Consider the following 18572-nt stretch of genomic DNA (forward strand, 5'->3'; position numbering starts at 1 on the left):
TCTCCTTATAGCCGGGAGCTAAATTTTGATTTGATCTGACCCAACTTGGCCCGCTCATTGGGCGTCAACCCCGACAGATCAACGTTGCTTAAGTCGAGTTTTCCCCAATTCGCTTTCGCTTGCGATTCTTTGCCCTGAACAAGCTGGGCGATGATCACATGGAAGAGATGGCGGGGTTCGTGCGATTGAGCAAACGCTTTCTCGAACGTAATCTCAGCTTCAGCTATACGCCCCGACGCCAACTGGACAACCCCTTTGGTGTCGAGCAACTCTGAATCCTGGTTTGAAAGCTCGATCGCTGCCTCGATGGGTGCGAGGCCTTCGGACTCGCGTCCGTTGATTTCGGAAAACGCCATCGCGAGGTTATTGAGAGTTCGAATTCGAAGTGGATCTTTCTTGAGAGCACTTTGAAATGCTAGCACTGCTCCTTCAAAATCACCTTCCGTCATCCGGAGCGTTCCGACACTTTCGAGCAGCCCGGCGTCGCCTTGAAACAACTCGACAGCTCGATCGACGACCTTCGCATTCGTTTTCGAGATCTCGACTTGAGCCTGTAGATCCTTCATCCCCAACAAAGTTTCAAGAAACAAAGTTGCCGAAACGGGATCCGAGTTTGACCTAAAGTGCTCAAGACACACGTCAATGGCACGCTTGGGCTGATCCGCTCGCGTCAAAGCGAAGATGTAAGGAGCAAGCTCTTCTGAACTCGTCTGATAAGCTTTTTCGAACCAGCGAATCGACTGATCAACCAAGTCAAGCTTGACCATCGTTCTTCCAGCGGTGGAGTAGATCGCGGTTGCTTTAACCTTATCCGGATCATCGGCAGCGGTTGCCCTGATCGCATTTTCTGCCCACTGAGTGACCACGATTGGAAAATCCTTTGACTTGCCAAGTCGATCGGCAAGCTGCAAACAGACTTCGAGGCACTGAATCGTGGCCGGCGAAGCGACCTTCATTTCGTCGGCAAGATTCTTCAGCCGTGACTGGTCCTTGGAATCCCCCTTGGCGAGCAGATATTGAGCGTAACGATAGATGTCGACGGGATTTCGTTTGCCTCGATCGTACAGACTTACGTACAGCGAGCGGATTTCGGCATCCAAGTCTTTACTGCTGACGAGTTCGAGCGACGCCGTTTTTTCGAGCAACATTGCCAAGAAGCGAGTCGCATCATCACTGCTTCTTGTTTCGTCGGTGATCAGCCCCCGAAGCAGCTTTTGTGATTGCTCTAGCCGTTCTCGATTGGACGCAGACACCCCGTCGTTTTCAATTTCACGGAGAGCCTCGCTGCCAAGCAGAACGGCATACATCCATTGGTTGCTGGAATCGGCGGCATTTTGACCTGACAACAATTCACTGATCAAATCCCAGTCGGGTACTTTATCGCCGGTTGCCGATGTGACCATTTTCTGGGCCAAACGATTCCGCAGTTGCGAATCGGATGGATCTCGCAGCAAGGCAAGATACATTGCCTGAATTTGACTTTCGACACGGTCCGTCGCCTCGTAAAACTCGGCTAGGTCCAATTGCGATCGAGAAGACGGATCAAGTCGATCGGCGGTCGTCAGGTGCTCGAGCGTCTTATCGAAATCTTTCTTCGCAAAATACGCCCGGGCCAGCAGACGCGACTTTGGCAATTCGTCCATCTTGCTGTCCATCACTCTAGCAATCGCTTGGTCAATCTGCTGACGCTCATCAAGCACAACCGCGAGGTCAAGCTTCATCGCTAGCACCAGTGGTGAGTCAGTCACCGACAATACTTCGGCCCGTTTGATCGCCGCCACCGTTTGCTTCAGAATGCCCTGACGTTCGTCGCCGTCACCAATGTTCTTCAGTGCGGTAGTTCCTGTGACCGCAAGAATCATATGAGACAGGAAGTCATCCGGATTTTGTTCAGCGAAATCCTGGGCCAATTCCATACTCTTGGTGTAGTCGCCGCGGCTTTCTGCCAAGTCAATTCGCATCGCAGAATTAAGATCAAGATCCGATTGATGAGCAAGCGACGAATTACGAATTTCCTCTTCCGCTTCATCTCCTCGATCAACAAGGATCAGCAGCTTCCAAAGAAGCCTTCTCGCTGAAATTTGGTTGTCCCCAGCGGCAATCCCACGACGAAGCTGAATGATCGCCTCGTCGTTTTTACCTTCGAGCGCAAGGACTTGACCATTTAGAGAAATTGCTTCGCCCCAACGCGGCCGTAGAGCTAAAACTTGCTTGAGTAGCGACTTGATTTCCACGACCCGCGGGTCCTTCGAATCGACGGGGCCCTTTGCGAGCTTCTGCTGAGCCATCAGGTCGCTGGCTCGCAAGAATCGCCAATAAGTTCCTTCCTTGCCTTCACGTTGCTGAAGCCGATCTTCCCATATACCTGATAGCTGTTCCGCTGATACAACCTTTCCATCTACTGAAAGCTGCTTCGAACCGCTTGGCAGTCGCTTGGCGACAATGGCAATGTCATACAACGTCGCCAGCGTTCGATTTGCCGGATCGATTTGGGTCAATGCTTGATAAACCAGTTCAGCATCAGCACCACGGTTCGCGTAGGCGGCAGCCAATTCCAGCAAGTCAGCCGAGCGACCTGCATCGGCCGAAGCCTGCTCGATCAGCAGATTAGCCGCTGCGATTGGATCAGTGACTGAAACAACTTTGGACTTAACGATTACACAATCCGTCGGATCGGCATCGGGCAGTGTTTCCATTCGGCCAATGGCCTTCATCGCAAGTTCCGATTCACCCAACTGACTAAGCTGTTCAGCAACAAACGCCTGCAACCTCGCGTTTTTGACGTTCTCGCTGGCCAACTGATCAAGCGACTGGGCGATCGCGTCCTGCGCGGCCGCTTCGCCGATCGACTGTTTTTCTAGCGGCACCGTCAACTCGATTGCCTTCAGCAATACCAATGACTCAGCCAACTCCGCGTCAGAAGAATCCTCGCCATTTCCTGCCTGGTTCTCGCCGGCCTTCTGCGACACGTTCGAGGCTGAAGTCTCACGCGCTAACCTGAGCGCCTTTCGCAACTGAGCAACCCCGCTTCGAATCGAACCGAAGTCCCGTTGACTTGGCAAGAGTTGAAACTCCTGCTGCAGACGCGATTGTACCTGAGCGATTTGGATTTCTGGCATCTCACCAATGTTGCTGGATCGCCAGTGCCGCATTGCTTGTTCAGTATTGCCAGTTCGCGACCAAGCCTGCGCTGCCTTGAGGTGCAATCGACCATCGGTCGGCGCCAACAGACTCGCACGATCAAGCGTATAGGCCGCTTGGTCCCACATCCCTTGCTCGCGCTGCAAGCTGGCTAGATCGTCTGCGACGGCGACTCGAATGCTTGAATCGACATCGACACTTGATCGCATCGCTTCATCGAAAATGCGCATCGCAGTCAGCGAGTCGCCTTGCGACTTTGCAATGGTCCCACGCATGACATCCAACATCCAGCCCGCCGAATCCAAGTAGCGTCCCGCAGCAACTCGTTCCGCCTGATCCATCCCGCTGGCAAGTTCACCGGCAAGGTTTCGCTTGGATTTTTCGATTGCGTCTGCCAACTGTTCCGTTGTACTGACCAATTCTGCGTAGCGCTCACTATTACGTTGCACGTGCGCCAACTCGGACAGCAACGGAACGCTGTTTCCACCGGATTGCTCGACGCCCTCACTGAGCGTCCGAACGGCCGAGGCCACATCGCCACTGGACGCCTGAAGTGACCCCGAAAGCAGATACGCTTTCTCAACGATCTCCGGTGGTGTTCGTGGCAAATCAATTGCCAGCAGCGTCTGGAGTGTCGCCAAAGATCGCTGCGGGTTCGACTCCGACAAGATGGAAGCCGACTCGTAGACCACCAGATAATCCCAGAACACCGCCGGGGCAAGGCTGGAGGTCGTGAATGCCTCAGACGAGTCATCAAACACCAAGCTTGACGCCGACTCGGCTGCAACGTCTTGCGAAGCGGTAGCAGGAGGCGGCGTAGCGACTTGCTGGAGCCGCGCGGTCGCAGCCTCAGCCGCTTCTGCGAGCACCTCAGTCGCTTGCGCCAGGTCACCGCTTTCGGCGAGATGTCGTCCAAGAATCAACTTGGCGCGACTCGCGGGCGAATTACCAAGCGTTTTTAACGCCAATTCTTTGAGCTCGGCAAGCTCACTTGCCGTTAAACCTTCTTGTTGGTCATCGAACGAAAATTGTTCGGAGTACAGAGCCGGTGCTGTCAGCATATGTGACGCCAACTCGATATTGTCAGGTTGTTGCTTAAAGGCAGTCGCAAGCACGTAGCCGACTTTTTGATTCGCCAGCCACTCCCAGTAACTTGCATCTTCGGTAACCGCATCTTGCCGATTTGGGTATCGTGTCTGGTACGAACCGTCCTGCAACTGGCCAACCAAAGCGATGCAAATCGACACGAGTGCTTGCGGATCATTCTGAGCCGCGTCCAAGAGCACTATTTGCTGCTCAGCCTCTCGGTTCCAACGGCCACCAAGTTGAAGCAAGCGGCGAATCAAACGACGCCGAAGATCAGCAACTTTATCGCGATCTTTTGCACCGACTGGGCCGATCGCCAAGCTAAGCGATCGGCGCGACGCATCGATCCGGCCGCCCAATTCCTGCAAATCAAGCTGATCGCTAATTGCCAGCGCCGCATCCCGATCAGCCGCTAAAGCCATTTTGTAAATGGCATCATGATCTTCCGGATTGACCAGCGAATATCGCTGCAGCCATTTCGCTTGGGCCGAGAAGTCTTTTTCACTTTCTGCGGTTTCTGCAAGCTGCAAGAACGTATTTGCTGTCGAAGCCGAAAAGTAGAAATATGATATCGCCGCGAGAACGGCCCCCACGGCTACCACCGCCAGCGACGCAATCAACAAACGAGAATTGACTCGCCAAGTGAAACGACGCTGCTCTAGCTTCGCTTCACGTGCGGCGTTGTATTGCTCGTCTAATTCGCTACGGGACTTAATGACGTGTCCTTTATTGGTGGATCGCCTAGAGTCGCTGCGTGGCGTTTCTGCGCGAGTGGTACTCATAACGATGGTCGGGCTACTCAGTTTTCTTGGTTCGAAACTTGTTTCTACGAGACACTAGACTCGCTTAATTCCGACGATGAATCGCCAAACGGAACGTCACCAAGGGCATAGTGATAATCGCCATATCGGTAAGAGTACTGACGTGCTGAAACACCCGAAAACACCGTGCCAGCGATGCTAGCGCCGGCCGCTTCGAGCCGACGCGTGGTACGAGTCACGTTGTCGATACGGCTAACGTCACGCATCACACAGATCAACGAAGCATCAACAGCTGAGGCGACCGCAAGAGTTTCGCCAGCGGACAAAACGGGGGCGGTGTCCATCACGACATAGCTGTAATGCGACAAAGCATGATCAACGAAGTCCTTCATACCGGACGGGCTCATCAACCGGTGCGGGCTGGCCGTCAATCGACCAGCGGGTAACACATGAATCAATGCACCCAAGCTGGTATCGACGGCTTCAATGAGTGTGGTCTTGCCTGACAGGACACCCGCAAAACCATCACCCATTTCAAGCCCGAAGATTTCGTGCTGGTCGGGACAGCGCAAGTCACCGTCAACCAACAACACGGTTTCGCCTGTAGCCTTTGCAATCGAAAGAGCGAGCTGCGACGAAACGCTACTCTTGCCCTCACCCGACATTCCACTGACGACCGCAATCGATCGAACATTGCTAGTGTCCATCGACAAGAACAAGTTTGCGCGAAGTGTATCGATACTCTCTTCAAAGACTCGCCGCCCCTTCTGTGACCGGGAACCCGATGGCAGACGAGCAACCTCACCCATGATTGGCACCATGTCACCCGACCTGGTGAACGACGATGCGTCGGTGACTCGCTGAACGCGATACTCGAAAATCAACCCGATCAAGAACGGAACCATGAAAGCAACCGACGAAGCCATGGCCAGCTTCTTGTACGGCACGGTTTCAATCGGCGACTTTGGTGCCGTGGCTTCCGCCAAGGTGCGAACGGCACCATCCTGGCGTCGCTCGGTTTTAATTGCCGCGACGCGATCGCGAAGTTTCTTCAAAACACCCGAAGCAACCGCAAGCTCGTCTTGGGCAAACTGAAGCTGTGCGGTCGTACCACCAAACTTCTCGAGGCGTTCACTCTCTTCGTTATACTGAGCCTGCAGGATCTCGAGTCGCGAAACGATTGCGAAACGCTGCCTTTCACGACTCGCCTTCTCGGCAGCCGAAACTTCTGACTGGATTTTTGAAGACTGCTGCGCCAATTCTTTCGCCTGAGCAGCGAACTGTTCTTGCTGCCATTCACTTGTGCGCTTCGCGGCAACTTTTTGACGTTCGTATTCGTCCTCGGCGAATCGCTCGAGTTTTTCAATCGTACGGTCACGAGCTTCGCGTCGCTCCGACTGCAGCTCGCTTTCCGCACTCGCAAGGTTCTTGTTCAGTTCCTTGTAGTAGTCACGATTGACTCGCACCATATCGTTGACTTCCATATCCAAGACGCTGGCGCGGTACCGGTTCACTTTCTGAACCAACTCTGCTACTCGCGGATCGGCTTCCAAATGCGACGCAATTTCCGATTCGCTCGGCTTACCACGCTTTACCACCGCCTCTGGAACGACCATCGGAGCCGCCGCAAGAACTGGCGACGCTGCGAGGTTGCCCCCGTCATACAGGCCAGCATCAAACAAGCTCAACTCAATTTTCAAATCCCCGATTTCCGAACGCAACTGCGTCAGCAAAGCAAGATTTGACTCGTTTTCGGCTTTCTCGATAGCCTTGCCAGGTGCAAACCCAAGCGTCTGTTCACTGAGCGTCTGCACCCGCGCCTGGCGTTCTTCGACTCTTTGTTCCCATTGCTGAATCTCTGGCTCGAGCCATTCCTCGATATTTGTCACACGAGCGGCATCGAACGAATCACGCTGCCGCAGGTATGATTTGGCGACTGCGTTACAAACGTTTTTCGCTACCTCGGGATCCGTATCTTCATAGCGAATCTCAAGACTCTTGGGATCTCCGCCACTCTTGATCGTCAAATTGCTACGCAAGTGTGCTTCGGCGGTGGCCGGATTCGACAAACTCGGGACGTCATGTAGGCTCGGGTCCGCCAAAGCGGGAACCAACACGATTGGATTCAAGATCAGTGCCGTTTCGGTTCTCGCCAAGTCCTTACTGTACTTCATCACGTTGTCAAAGACGACATACTCGTCGTTTGCAACCAACAAGTGAGTCGCTTCGTATCGGGGCACAAACCCTTGCAACACAAACATCGCGGCGACACCGGCCAAGACCATTCCAGCAGGAACTGCCCACGGCCAACACCGGCGGAACGTTACCCACAAAATCCAAGGATCAAACGAACTCGATTCTGAGTCGACCGGTGCATGCGCCCTGGCCTTGGATGACGACCGCGGGGCAGCACTAGGAACCGTACCGGACAACTTGCTGTGCGTCGGCTTGGAGTGCGTTGGCTTGGCGTTTTTTTTGCGTGACGTTGTCATAGCTGGACCTCATGTCGAGGCTAAAAGTACGAAGAAAGGATGCGGCCAGGAAACCAATGCAATCGCCGCGTCGACTGCAATTCACTGCGGTGCAGCACCTGCAAAATCAAGTAGCCCGATGCACGAAGTCACGTGCAGTCAGGTGTTCAACGGGGCGGTACAAATGTTCCCAATATTTCTTGATCGCCCACAGTAAAGTGAACGCTACGGGGATCATCAAGTAGCCCGACCAGTCATGGATCGCATGGCGATAATTGGTACCGCTAACGATTTGATACAGCAGGCCGACAACCGTAATTCGAAGCGAATTGACAAGCACAGCAAGCGGCACAACGGCAAGCAGAAGCACGACCCGATCGACCCAACTTCGCGTGACCATTGCGGCCCAGAAATACGCCAACGCGGCAACACCAATGAAGATCCGCATCCCCGAACACGCCTGCTCCACGAGCAATCGCTGATCGCCAATCCAAATCACGTGACCTTCCGAAACCGCAGGCTGACCAAGCACACGAAGCATCGTTGTGCTAAGCGAAGTTGAAATGCCCTGCAGCTTCCAACTGAGCAAGCTTTCCGCTTGGTACGGCAACGGAATCATGAAAAACAAAAAGCCGATCGCTGGCAAACTCCACATCATTGCCAACGGACCAAGCAGCGTCCAAACACAACCGGCAACCAGCGGCAACAACGAATAGCCATCTAAAAAATCCATGTATAGCAAGCGACTGGCAAAACGCATGGCAACAGCCAATGCGACCAGCCATACTCCGCCGTAACTCGCCCCCGCTCGGACACCGGGAAACGAATCGCTGCGATGTGAGAGCAGCATCAGCGCCAAGAAAGGCACAACATAACCGTGCGAGTAGTCGGGCTCGTTCCGCCAAGCGTCTTCCATCCAGACCAGCGTCGGCCAATAGGCATAGATCGCAACCAGCAAAACGGGCACGCCGATCGCTAGCCAAGACGCGGTGGTTCCAAACGCAGCAAGCGGCAACAGCTTTTCGGCCGGACGACTCGCCGACGAACTTTCCTGAAGATTGATTCGGTGTGTGCTGCTACGGCGGCGTTTGCTTGGTCGAGTGCTTCCCAAAACTACTTTCCCCCCCGAGAAAATTCAAAATCGTAAGGAAGCACACTTTCCGTTTGACGGATCAAACTCGTGTCTTCCGCATGTTCCATCAACAACGACTGCTGACCGGATATTCCATCCGCGATTGCAGTTCTAGTCTCACTATTCCGGTGGTTAGCGTGATGATTCCGGCGAGGTATGTCAAACGCCAACTTTATCCCCCACGACTGCAGCAGTGTACACGTTAGTGAACATCGCAAAACAACCCACGTTGGCGTCAGGTCAGAAGGATAGTCTTTGAGACCGGAATGGACGAGTGGCGTTTAAAGAGGGCAAGATAGGGCAACAGGAGACAACAACCACCGAGACCAAGGAGAAACCCGCAATATCCGTGTCAATAACGCTCGCGAGAAAGCCCCCAGAACGTTTGTTTTCTTAGCTGGACGTTAAAGGCGCGTTGTCGACACCTTTAAAGGGAGGGCTGCGCCGCTTGGCAGGAAACTCGTCGCAACCACCAACGTGACGGCAAGCCACGACAGACCTGAGGGACTATAGAATTTGAACGGTAAGCTGCCACGCTCACGCGAACAGATTGAACCCGTCGGCTTGTTCCGACCAGGAATGCTCCAGTCGGGCTTGACGGTGATCGCGCCAACTGGTGATCGTTGACCGCTGGACATTGACCGCTGAAAATTGACGGCTTGCCACACAGAGTGTGGGTGCGATTATCAGATCCCATCGATTTCGTTTTCTTCAACGGTAAAGCTCGTCATTTGCTGCCGCTCTCACTCAAGGGACAATCGCCGACCAATAGTGCAACTGCGCTTTGGCAACATGCGCGGTGGAGAATCGCCGTTTCGCCAGCGGTAGACCGCTCAGAACTCGAACCGTCGCGGCCGTTCGCTTTGATGGGGTCGCACCCAAACTGCGACATACAAATTCCAGGCAGCCGAGTCCCAGAAGTCGCCTACCTGGCGTGCTGTTTTGCATCGCATATCGAAGTCTGGCCGCTGTGCGCGCTCGCTTTCTCTCGATGGGGAGTGATCCGGCCGGAGATCGAAGTCCTGATCGGTCGCCACCGCATCCGCTGCCTGCACCATTCCGATAGGCACTCCAACAACATCAGCCCTGGCCCCCAACAGTCGACCGTCCTTCCAAATCACGAGGAAGGCGAAGGCGCCGCCGTCAAAGTTGAATTGACAGTCGCGTGGGGCGAAAACCAAATCCAAAGAAAGCTGAGCCGGCCGGTGACGATCCTGGGCGACGATCATCCAAGCACTCTGCGATTGCAGGGCGTGGGTATGAGATGCTGCGATCACGCTATCGTTTCGACCGAATCTCGCGTTTGGATGATCAGCTTGAATCCTGACGTGCACACGCCGTCCAACACGGCCTGCTGCGAAATTGGCCTGGGCGACAGCGTCTATCAAATCGGCAGCCTGCGAATTTGGCGAACCCGCCCCGATGGCGAAATTCCGAAAAACCGCATCGATGCCGGCATTTCGCCTGGCTTGCGAAAGCCAAATTCGAGCCCGAACCGCCACCAACTAAGCCCCCACAGGGGTGTTGCGAGCAATTTGGCAGAGCCCCGCCGACATTTGGGACTTAACGAGTTCCCAGGGCCAAGAGGGCAAGTCACCTCGCCCGAATCACTTACCTCGCGAGTGACGGACCGGCTTGTGTCAATCGATCGCACCAAGTTTTCGAAGAAACGAATTCTGCAAACAGCGATCTACTTCGCCGTTTTCATTGGCTCGGCAGCTCTGCTGGCAGCCCTTGCACTGAGATTAGCAATCCTCGCCGGCAACTAACTTGACTCTCGATTTTGGCGAACGATGCTTAGGTAACGAGTTTCCCGTCGGCGCGCCGAAAAGAAACCAGTCTGAAGCCAGTTTCTCGCCTAGGGGGAATTTAGGGATTGTAGGGATTAATCCGCTGTGCCGGTGCTGACCAATCGGCATGCGTCTCATTCGGATGGCTCACTGGTCATTCTTGAGCCGATGCGACAACTACAGAGATTCCGCATTCGCAGGGTTGCAGCTTTGCGTCCACTTTCAAAGCTGGGGCAGAATGCGCCCCCGTGCAATCAAGCTGGGCAATCATCATGACCACTCTACTAACGATTACGACTATCGCTTTGGTGATCTGCAGCGTCTGCACTTTGGTGGTCGCCGCGTTGATTCGCCGCGCACCACTGATCGAATCGTCTTGCGAAAACGGCCCGATTACGAGCGGTATTGATGACGAATCGGACTCGACACGACCAGTCCAGCGTCGACTTCAACTGCGGAGCGAGAATCGCAGTCCTGTCCTCTTTGTTCCTGCACTATCAGCGGGATCGGGCGGTCGACACGCCGACGAAAACGATTCTTTTGCCGAGCAGACGTCCGCCTGGACTCAGCCAATCCCTCGCTGAGCCCGAGCACGAATTGCCGCGGCCGACGGGCGGCGACGGAAGCTAATTCCAGCCAAGCTGCAACTCTGACGCCGGCTAAACTTCGACGCGAGAAACATACTGACCTGTCAGTGCGGCAAATGCCAATTGACCACTGACTTGCTGGTCCTTGCGCTCTTGGTCGGTTTGCAAATGGCCTTTGAAGTATTCGCGTGTTTCTTTGGACCAATGACGTAGCGTCGTGTCGAACCCGCTCGCCATGACGCCGAAAAATCGCTCATACAGCGACGACCCCAAATGATCGTCAAAGACCAACTGGACCATGACCGCTGGGTTGCCGTTTGCGTACGGACATTCGATGACTTCGCCAATTTGCTCAAAAGGCAAAATTCGCTGATAGAGTCGTGCATGGCGAGGATGAACGGCGGCGACGAGTCCGTCGTATCCGCGGACTTTCGCGACTCGAGCCAACATTCGCCCCATCGTGGCAAACAGTTCGATGAATCGAACCGGAGAATTTCGCCGGTCGGCGAGACAGCCGATTTCGGCCATTCGGCATCCACGGTCCCGCAGTTGCTTGATTTCCTTGGAATAGATTCCTTCCATCGGAAGCCCGAGGTATCCGTCGCCAATTAGCGAAACGGTCGAAACCGTATTGCCTTCGTAGCGAGCTGAAAACACTTCTGTCGTAGGTAAAAGATGAAACGGAGTCAGGCGAATTCCTGTCTCGTTGGCGTCCGTCAAACCGGCCCGGATATACGATTCGTAAACCAAGCCAAAGGCGGCCTCCAAATCACTTTGCTCGTGAATGATTCCGAACTCTAAGAGCGAAGTCAGTGTACTTCGCTTCTTAAGGCCAAGGGCCGGATTCGACACACCGGCCGGCAGAGCCGGTGCAGGCGTTTGCGGAATCGGGGTTTGCAAAGACATCGGGGCTCGGTTTTTGATAAGGCTTCAGCCGTCCCCGTCAGCCGAAGTTGGCTGCCTTGACGCTGAGTTGTTTCCCAGACGAACACCAAAAACCTATGTCACGAATTGCTAGCTTGACGCCGCGGAAGCCGGCCGACATGTGAAAGCTTGTCAACCGTTGCAGGTTTGCCGTTTGCGCCGTTTGTGACGGCCAGCGAAGAGCTGCGGGCTGTCGAAAGACACTCCTTCCGAGGAAACCCGACCCGCAAAAAGAAGGGAGCAACACCGCTGGTTCAATGAAAACGTTAGCCGCGTGACTTCTCGGCTCGCTCTACCGACCGGGACACTCCGCGTGATGCGATCGAAGGGAGATTCGACACTCAAAAACCAAGCTTTACCTTGGCGGCGTTTTTTCCGTAGACTCGGCCGCGTGCCGTCAAACGACGACGGTGATTGATTTCCGCCGAAGGAACGGCATATGTATCGCTGGCTACTTTGTTTTCGCTACTTACGCACCCGCTACATCGCGCTGGCTTCGATCATCAGCGTGACATTGGGTGTGGCGACATTGATCGTCGTGAACAGCGTTATGGCTGGTTTCTCAGCCGAAATGCATGACCGGCTTCACGGACTAGCATCCGACATTCTGATCGAATGTCACACCAGCGGCGGCATGCCTGATCCAGACGCTCGAATGGCCGAAATCATGGACGTCTGCGGCGACCAGATCGCCGGCTCGTCGGTCAGCGTTCACGTCCCTGCAATGCTGGGAATCGACTTCAACGGGCAACTGGTCACTCGCCATGTCAACTTGGTTGGCGTCGAAGCCGACACTTATGACACCGTCAGTCATTTCGGTCGCTATCTGCTGCACCCTGAAAATAAGACTCACGCCAGTTTCGATTTGCGAGCCGAGGGTTACGCGCCCGATCGCGACAGCTTCCCTCCCTCGGGCTGGAATTATCGCCAAGCTCGAGCCCAGTACGAAAAAGCACTTGAAATTGAACGAAAACGATTCAACGCCATGCAGGGGCCAATCGAAACCGACGCTGCTGCGACTGACGGTACCACGACTGACACCGTCGCCGCCAATACTGCAAGCACAGGCCCCTCTATGGGATTCGCCGCGCCCGGCGAATTCCTGACCTCACCCAATGGCGAAGAAGTTGCTACCGAATTCGATCCTATGGTCGACCAGTACCCAGGCTTGATCCTGGGTATTTCAACTTGTAGCGTTCGATACCGCGACGAAGAGAACAACGTCGCCGACCGCTTCTACTGTCGCCCCGGCGACGATGTGCGGATGATGTTCCCCAATGCGGCTGACAACACAAAAGTCGTCAATCAAAAGTTCACCGTCGTCGACATGTACGAATCGGGCATGAGTGAATACGACAGCACGTTTGCGTTTTGCCGACTTGATCAACTGCAAGATTTCCGCGGCATGATCAATCCTGAATCGGGTGTTCGCAGTGTCACAACGATTCAATTGAAATTGATCGAAGGCGCTGATCTTAACGAAGTCCGCGACGCGCTTCGCCGTCGCTTCCCGCCAACGATCTTCGCCTACGACATCCAAACTTGGCGTGACATGCAGGGACCACTGCTGGCCGCAGTGCGTTTGGAAACAACGATCCTGAACATTTTATTGTTCCTGATCATCGCGGTGGCCGGCTTCGGAATCCTGGCGACGTTCTTCATGATCGTGGTCGAAAAGACTCGTGACATCGGAACACTCAAAGCACTCGGTGCCTCCGGCGGCGGTGTGATGAGCATCTTCCTGAGCTACGGACTGCTACTCGGCTTCCTGGGCAGCGGGACCGGCTTGGTCGGTGGACTGCTGTTCGTACGTCACATCAATTCGGTTGCCGGGGTGATCGAAAAAATCACCGGACAAGAAGTCTTTGATCCAACGGTGTATTACTTCACTGAAATTCCCACGATCATCCATCCGTTCACATTGGTGTGGGTGATGTTGGGTGCGGTCGGGATCGCGGCGATGGCCAGCGTGCTGCCAGCCCTGCGAGCCGCTCGCATGCACCCGGTTCGCGCTTTGCGATTCGAGTAATTTGCGATTCAAAATAACAGTGGGCCGGGACTTGTCCGGGCTTTTGGATATCGCGTGCCTTGACCTTGCCAGGACATCCCTGGCATGCCAACTCTCCCTTGCCGACGAACACTCTTATGACACAGCCCACCGTTTTGTCCGCTCGCGGTATCTACAAGTCCTATCACAAGGACAAAATCGAAGTCCCCGTGCTACGTGGCGTCGATGTGGACATGACTGCGGGGCTGGTGACGGCGCTTGTCGGACGAAGTGGCAGCGGTAAGAGCACGCTGATGCACTTGTTGGCGACGCTCGATCGCCCCGACGCAGGCGAAGTGCATTTCTGTGGCGAACGAATTGACAACGCAACACGATCTCGTCGAGACGCGTACCGCAACCACGACATCGGCATCATCTTTCAGTTCTATCACTTGCTGCCCGAGCTATCGGCGCTCGAAAACGTACTCGCCCCGACCATGATCAGCCGCAGTGTCTGGAACTACTTCACGCATCGTAAAGAAGTCCGGTTGCGGGCCGAAGCAATGCTAGACCGCGTTGGCCTGCTCCACCGCGCCAAGCATAAACCGTGTGAAATGAGCGGGGGTGAAATGCAGCGTACCGCCATCGCCAGAGCGTTGATGACGGACCCGAAGCTATTGCTTGCGGACGAACCGACAGGCAACCTGGATACCGAAACGGGGCAAGAGATATTGAAGCTGTTGGCTCAGTTGAACCAAGACGACAATTTGACCATCGTGATGATCACGCACGATGACTCGATCGCCGCCGGCGCCGACATTTGTCATCGAATGCAGGACGGCATGCTGGAATCAGCAGCAAATTTTAACTTCGAGCGGCCACTGGTAGCCGCCTAGCGGCCAACGCCCGCTTTAGCGTCGCCGCGTGACTTTCCGGTGCATCGGGTTGAGCACTTTGCGGAGTGGTTTTTCTTCCACTTTCGCAACTACTTCGACTGGCATCTCGACGGTTGCAAACCCGTCCATCGTATCGCGTTTAAGTTCTTTGTTGATTCGTTGTTCGATGCTGGTCAGCACGTCGCCTTCGCCAGGCACCACAAACGTGTAAGCCACCCCGTCGCGGCCCATTCGTCCCGTTCGTCCCACGCGGTGAACATAGTCATCACAGTCTTGCGGCACGTCATAGTTGATGATGTGCGAAATGGTACTGATATCGATGCCGCGGCCAACCACGTCGGTGGCGACCAAAACTTTTAACTTGCGGTCACGCAGGCTCTGCAACACTCGATCGCGTTCGCGCTGCTGCATGTCCCCGTGCATGGCCCCACAATTGTCGAACGAACGAGCCAATTGTCGATACAACCGATCGGTTCCGCGTTTGGTGCGACAAAAAACGATTGCCTGTTCTGGCTTCTCGCGCTGGAGCAACCGTTCGAGCAACTCGCCCTTCTTGTTCTGTGCGACAGTGAAATAACGCTGCTCGATCGTTTCGACGGACATTTCGTCTTTGCAGCAATCGATCACCTCGGGGTCCACCATGTACGATTCGGCGAGGCGTCGAACGGTAGGTGGCAAGGTGGCGGACAGCAACAGTGTTTGACGCTCGCGCGGGCACTTCCGCAGAATGCGTTCGATTTGGGGGCGAAACCCGATGTCCAGCATCCGGTCGGCTTCGTCCAAGACAACGCACCAAACTTTGTCAGTTCGCAGTGACCGGCGCTGCAAGTGGTCATGCAACCGTCCGGGTGTGCCGACAACGATTTGGACGCCGTTTTCAAGTTGGCGCAGTTGGCCGGTAATGTTCTTTCCGCCCGCCAGCACTGCAATCTCAGTCGGCTCGCCCCAAGCGAGTCGCTGAGCTTCACGCCCCACCTGGTCGGCTAATTCACGAGTCGGGACGACAATGATCACCTGCGGATCACGACATTCCTCCAGCGGATCAAGTTGCTCGAGAATCGGAATCGAAAAGGCGGCAGTTTTCCCCGTTCCGGTTCGCGCCTGACCGATCACATCGAGGCCATCAAGAGCCAACGGGATCAAGGCCGACTGGATTGGCGACGGAGTTTCAAACCCCGCTTTTTTCAACGCCCGACGCATCACGGGCGAGAGATCGAGGTCATCGAAGGATGCGTCTTTGGACGTTTGCGATTGATTCATCCCGCAAGTGTAACGCGAACGAGCCAAATGGACTACGCGGTGGATCGGCCAGCCGCCCTGTTTTACTTGGCCGATCGTCGCCGGGCAGCGTATCGTTTGACCCCCTCGTCAGCGATCACCCCACCCAAGATAACCGCACCAATAACTGCGAACTCGATATTCGTAGGTATCCAGTCGACCAACGTGATGGTGTTTTTTAACACCTGCATCACGGCCGAACCGATCACAACCCCAATGATCGTGCCCTGACCACCGCGCAGACTGCAGCCCCCCAGAACCGCCCCGGCAATCGCGTAAAGCTCATAGAAATTTCCAAAATCAACGGGCAGCGCACTGCCAACATCCAGCACGAACAACATCCCCCCCAAACCGCTCAAACAGCCACAAATCACATAGGCCAAGATGATCATTCGGTCCGTGTTAACGCCGCTCAGTCGTGTTGCCGTCTCGTTTCGCCCCAGCGCAAGCATGTACCGTCCGTAAACGGTCAAGTTCAAAAACACGATGGCAGCCACCGCAACTACGAACAGAATCAGACAGGGCATCGGCAGACCAAAATCGGTGCCCGGCAGCGAAATCTGTCCCTGAGAGACCGCTCGCAGCGTTTTAAACTCGCCCTGAAACCCTTGGGTTTGGTCCTGGACAATCCCTCGGGTCAACCCGCGATAGAACAGCAAGCCGCACAGTGTGACCACGAACGGCTGCAGTCTCATCTTCGTGATCAACAGCCCATGCGTCACGCCGATACCCAACGACATTGCCGCCACGATCGCTAGCGCCGCCGGAACAGACAGACCTTGGTCGACCATCATCCACGGCAACAAACACCCCACCAAACAAACCACGGATCCGATCGACAGATCGATGCCGCCGGTGATGATCACAAACGCCGCGCCGATGGAAAGGATCCCAAACAAGGCGCTGCGCCGCAGCAGGTTTTCGATGTTGTACTGAGTCAAAAAGCGATCGCTCATCAGCGCCGTCATGACACAGATGAAAACGAGCAAACCAAGAATGCCAAGTATTTTCTTCATCTAATTGCCGCCTGTGGCCAACTGCATGATCGTTTCTTCGTCGAACTGGGCACGACTCAGTTCGCCAGCAATTCGGCCTTCGTGCATCACCAGCATCCGGTCCGACATCGAAATCACTTCTTCCATCTCGCTAGACACAAACAACACCGCCACACCACGACAGGCTAACTCTTCCATCAATCGATAAATCTCTTGCTTGGCACCGATGTCAACACCGCGAGTCGGTTCGTCCATCAACAGAACTTTTGGATCCATCGCCAACCACTTGCCGATAACAACCTTTTGTTGATTGCCGCCAGACAAACACTCTACCGCTTGGTTGTCGTCGGAGACCTTAATGTTCATTTCGGAAGTCATTCGATCCGAATCAATTCTTTCCTGCTGTCGATTCAAGAATCCAAAGGCATTCTTGTGACGTTCCAAGCCCGGCAATCCGATGTTCAATCGAACACCCGACTCCAAAATCAAGCCTTCCTTCTTCCGATCTTCGGGTACCAGCGCCATGCCCGCTGCGATGGCTGACCGGCAATTCTGAGAACGAATCAGTTCACCGTTGACGTGAACGGCACCCGTGACCGGCGCGTCGACGCCAAAAATCGCTCGCAGCACTTCGGTGCGTCCCGCGCCTACCAACCCCGCAACACCAACGATTTCACCCGAGCGGACTTCGAACGTTGCCGCGTGGCCTGGCCACATACGTGTTTGCAGATCCGTGACCGACAAGACCGGATCACCGATCGGATGCGTCGTCCTCGCATAAAATTGCGAGATGTCACGTCCTACCATCCGGGTGACCATCGCATCATGCGAGATTTCATCGCGAGCAAGAAAGCCCGCGTTTTCGCCGTCGCGCAGCACACTGACTCGATCTGCCAATCGCTCGATTTCTCGCAATCGGTGCGAAATGTAAATCACCGTGACGCCCTGGGACCGCAGATTTTCGATCACCCTGAACAACGCGTCGACTTCGTGCTGGGACAAACTGCTGGTCGGTTCGTCCATGATCAACACACGCGCGTTGACAGACAACGCCTTGGCGATTTCGACCAACTGCTGCACGCCAATCGTGAGCGTTTCGACAACGGTATTGGGATCAAGGTCGAGCCCCACCATCGCCAAATACTTTCGAGATTCCGATTCGATTTTACGAAAGTCGATCAAGCCCATTCGAGTCGGCTCGCGACCCAAAAAGATATTTGCACCAACGTTCAAGTTGTCCGCAAGGTTCAGTTCTTGGTGGATCAGCGCGATGCCAAGATCGAGCGCCTTTTCGACATCATTGATGGTGACAGGCTTGCCGTCCATCAAGATTTCGCCATCGTCGGGCGGCTGAACGCCCGCCAAAATTTTCATCATCGTGCTCTTGCCGGCACCGTTTTCACCGATCACGGCGTGAACTTCACCGGCAATAAAATCAAGGGAAACGTTTGACAGCGCCCGCACACCAGTGAAACGTTTGCCAATTCCACGAACCTCAAGAAGGGGAGCAGATGAGCCTGACAC

At 54.8% G+C, this 18572-nt stretch carries 11 protein-coding genes; 4 read left to right on the forward strand and 7 right to left on the reverse strand.

Features of this window, described 5'->3' with window-relative positions; translation table 11 throughout:
* Positions 1–5 precede the first annotated feature (5 nt).
* The 3 genes from Poly59_RS09570 to Poly59_RS09580 all read right to left on the reverse strand — a co-directional run bounded on the left by Poly59_RS09570 (position 6) and on the right by Poly59_RS09580 (position 8570).
* On the reverse strand, positions 6–5009 hold the full coding sequence (locus Poly59_RS09570; RefSeq protein WP_146533839.1) for a tetratricopeptide repeat protein: 5004 nt from the start codon (positions 5007–5009) through the stop codon (positions 6–8).
* Between the two features lie 44 nt (positions 5010–5053).
* Positions 5054–7480 (reverse strand): polysaccharide biosynthesis tyrosine autokinase, encoded by a 2427-nt coding sequence (locus Poly59_RS09575; RefSeq protein ID WP_246151520.1) that lies wholly within the window; start codon positions 7478–7480, stop codon positions 5054–5056.
* 106 nt (positions 7481–7586) lie between these two features.
* Positions 7587–8570 carry an exosortase/archaeosortase family protein gene (locus Poly59_RS09580; protein WP_246151521.1) on the reverse strand — a complete coding sequence of 328 codons (984 nt, stop codon included), beginning with the start codon at positions 8568–8570 and terminating at the stop codon, positions 7587–7589.
* Between the two features lie 698 nt (positions 8571–9268).
* Here Poly59_RS09580 and Poly59_RS09585 point away from each other — a divergent pair.
* On the forward strand, positions 9269–10360 hold the full coding sequence (locus Poly59_RS09585; protein ID WP_146533840.1) for a hypothetical protein: 1092 nt from the start codon (positions 9269–9271) through the stop codon (positions 10358–10360).
* 293 nt (positions 10361–10653) lie between these two features.
* A complete protein-coding gene (locus tag Poly59_RS09590) occupies positions 10654–10965 on the forward strand; it encodes a hypothetical protein (RefSeq protein ID WP_146533841.1) in 312 nt (103 codons plus the stop codon).
* A 75-nt stretch (positions 10966–11040) separates the two neighbouring features.
* On the opposite strand, the gene Poly59_RS09595 is transcribed toward Poly59_RS09590, so the two are convergent.
* Positions 11041–11874 carry an N-acyl amino acid synthase FeeM domain-containing protein gene (locus Poly59_RS09595; protein ID WP_146533842.1) on the reverse strand — a complete coding sequence of 278 codons (834 nt, stop codon included), beginning with the start codon at positions 11872–11874 and terminating at the stop codon, positions 11041–11043.
* A gap of 457 nt (positions 11875–12331) precedes the next feature.
* Here Poly59_RS09595 and Poly59_RS09600 point away from each other — a divergent pair, with 457 nt between their 5' ends.
* Both Poly59_RS09600 and Poly59_RS09605 read left to right on the forward strand, forming a co-directional pair.
* Positions 12332–13921: an ABC transporter permease gene (locus Poly59_RS09600; RefSeq protein WP_146533843.1), complete on the forward strand. Its 1590-nt coding sequence runs from the start codon at positions 12332–12334 to the stop codon at positions 13919–13921.
* A 116-nt stretch (positions 13922–14037) separates the two neighbouring features.
* A complete protein-coding gene (locus Poly59_RS09605; protein WP_146533844.1) occupies positions 14038–14775 on the forward strand; it encodes an ABC transporter ATP-binding protein in 738 nt (245 codons plus the stop codon).
* A 15-nt stretch (positions 14776–14790) separates the two neighbouring features.
* On the opposite strand, the gene Poly59_RS09610 is transcribed toward Poly59_RS09605, so the two are convergent.
* The 3 genes from Poly59_RS09610 to Poly59_RS09620 form a co-directional block, all read right to left on the reverse strand.
* Positions 14791–16035, reverse strand: coding sequence for a DEAD/DEAH box helicase (locus Poly59_RS09610; protein WP_146533845.1), 1245 nt, complete (start codon positions 16033–16035; stop codon positions 14791–14793).
* A gap of 62 nt (positions 16036–16097) precedes the next feature.
* Complete coding sequence (locus Poly59_RS09615) at positions 16098–17069, reverse strand: ABC transporter permease (protein WP_146533846.1); 972 nt, start codon at positions 17067–17069, stop codon at positions 16098–16100.
* Positions 17070–18572: a sugar ABC transporter ATP-binding protein gene (locus Poly59_RS09620; protein WP_146533847.1), complete on the reverse strand. Its 1503-nt coding sequence runs from the start codon at positions 18570–18572 to the stop codon at positions 17070–17072.

It is taken from the genome of Rubripirellula reticaptiva, from assembly GCF_007860175.1.
Lineage (GTDB): Bacteria > Planctomycetota > Planctomycetia > Pirellulales > Pirellulaceae > Rubripirellula > Rubripirellula reticaptiva.

Excerpts from the sequence above, each read along its gene's own strand:
- Poly59_RS09605 (WP_146533844.1), top strand. The coding sequence starts at position 14,038 with ATGACACAGCCCACCGTTTTGTCCGCTCGCGGTATCTACAAGTCCTAT.
- Poly59_RS09575 (WP_246151520.1), bottom strand. The coding sequence starts at position 7,480 with ATGACAACGTCACGCAAAAAAAACGCCAAGCCAACGCACTCCAAGCCG.
- Poly59_RS09600 (WP_146533843.1), top strand. The coding sequence starts at position 12,332 with ATGTATCGCTGGCTACTTTGTTTTCGCTACTTACGCACCCGCTACATC.
- Poly59_RS09610 (WP_146533845.1), bottom strand. The coding sequence starts at position 16,035 with ATGAATCAATCGCAAACGTCCAAAGACGCATCCTTCGATGACCTCGAT.
- Poly59_RS09595 (WP_146533842.1), bottom strand. The coding sequence starts at position 11,874 with ATGTCTTTGCAAACCCCGATTCCGCAAACGCCTGCACCGGCTCTGCCG.
- Poly59_RS09570 (WP_146533839.1), bottom strand. The coding sequence starts at position 5,009 with ATGAGTACCACTCGCGCAGAAACGCCACGCAGCGACTCTAGGCGATCC.
- Poly59_RS09590 (WP_146533841.1), top strand. The coding sequence starts at position 10,654 with ATGACCACTCTACTAACGATTACGACTATCGCTTTGGTGATCTGCAGC.
- Poly59_RS09615 (WP_146533846.1), bottom strand. The coding sequence starts at position 17,069 with ATGAAGAAAATACTTGGCATTCTTGGTTTGCTCGTTTTCATCTGTGTC.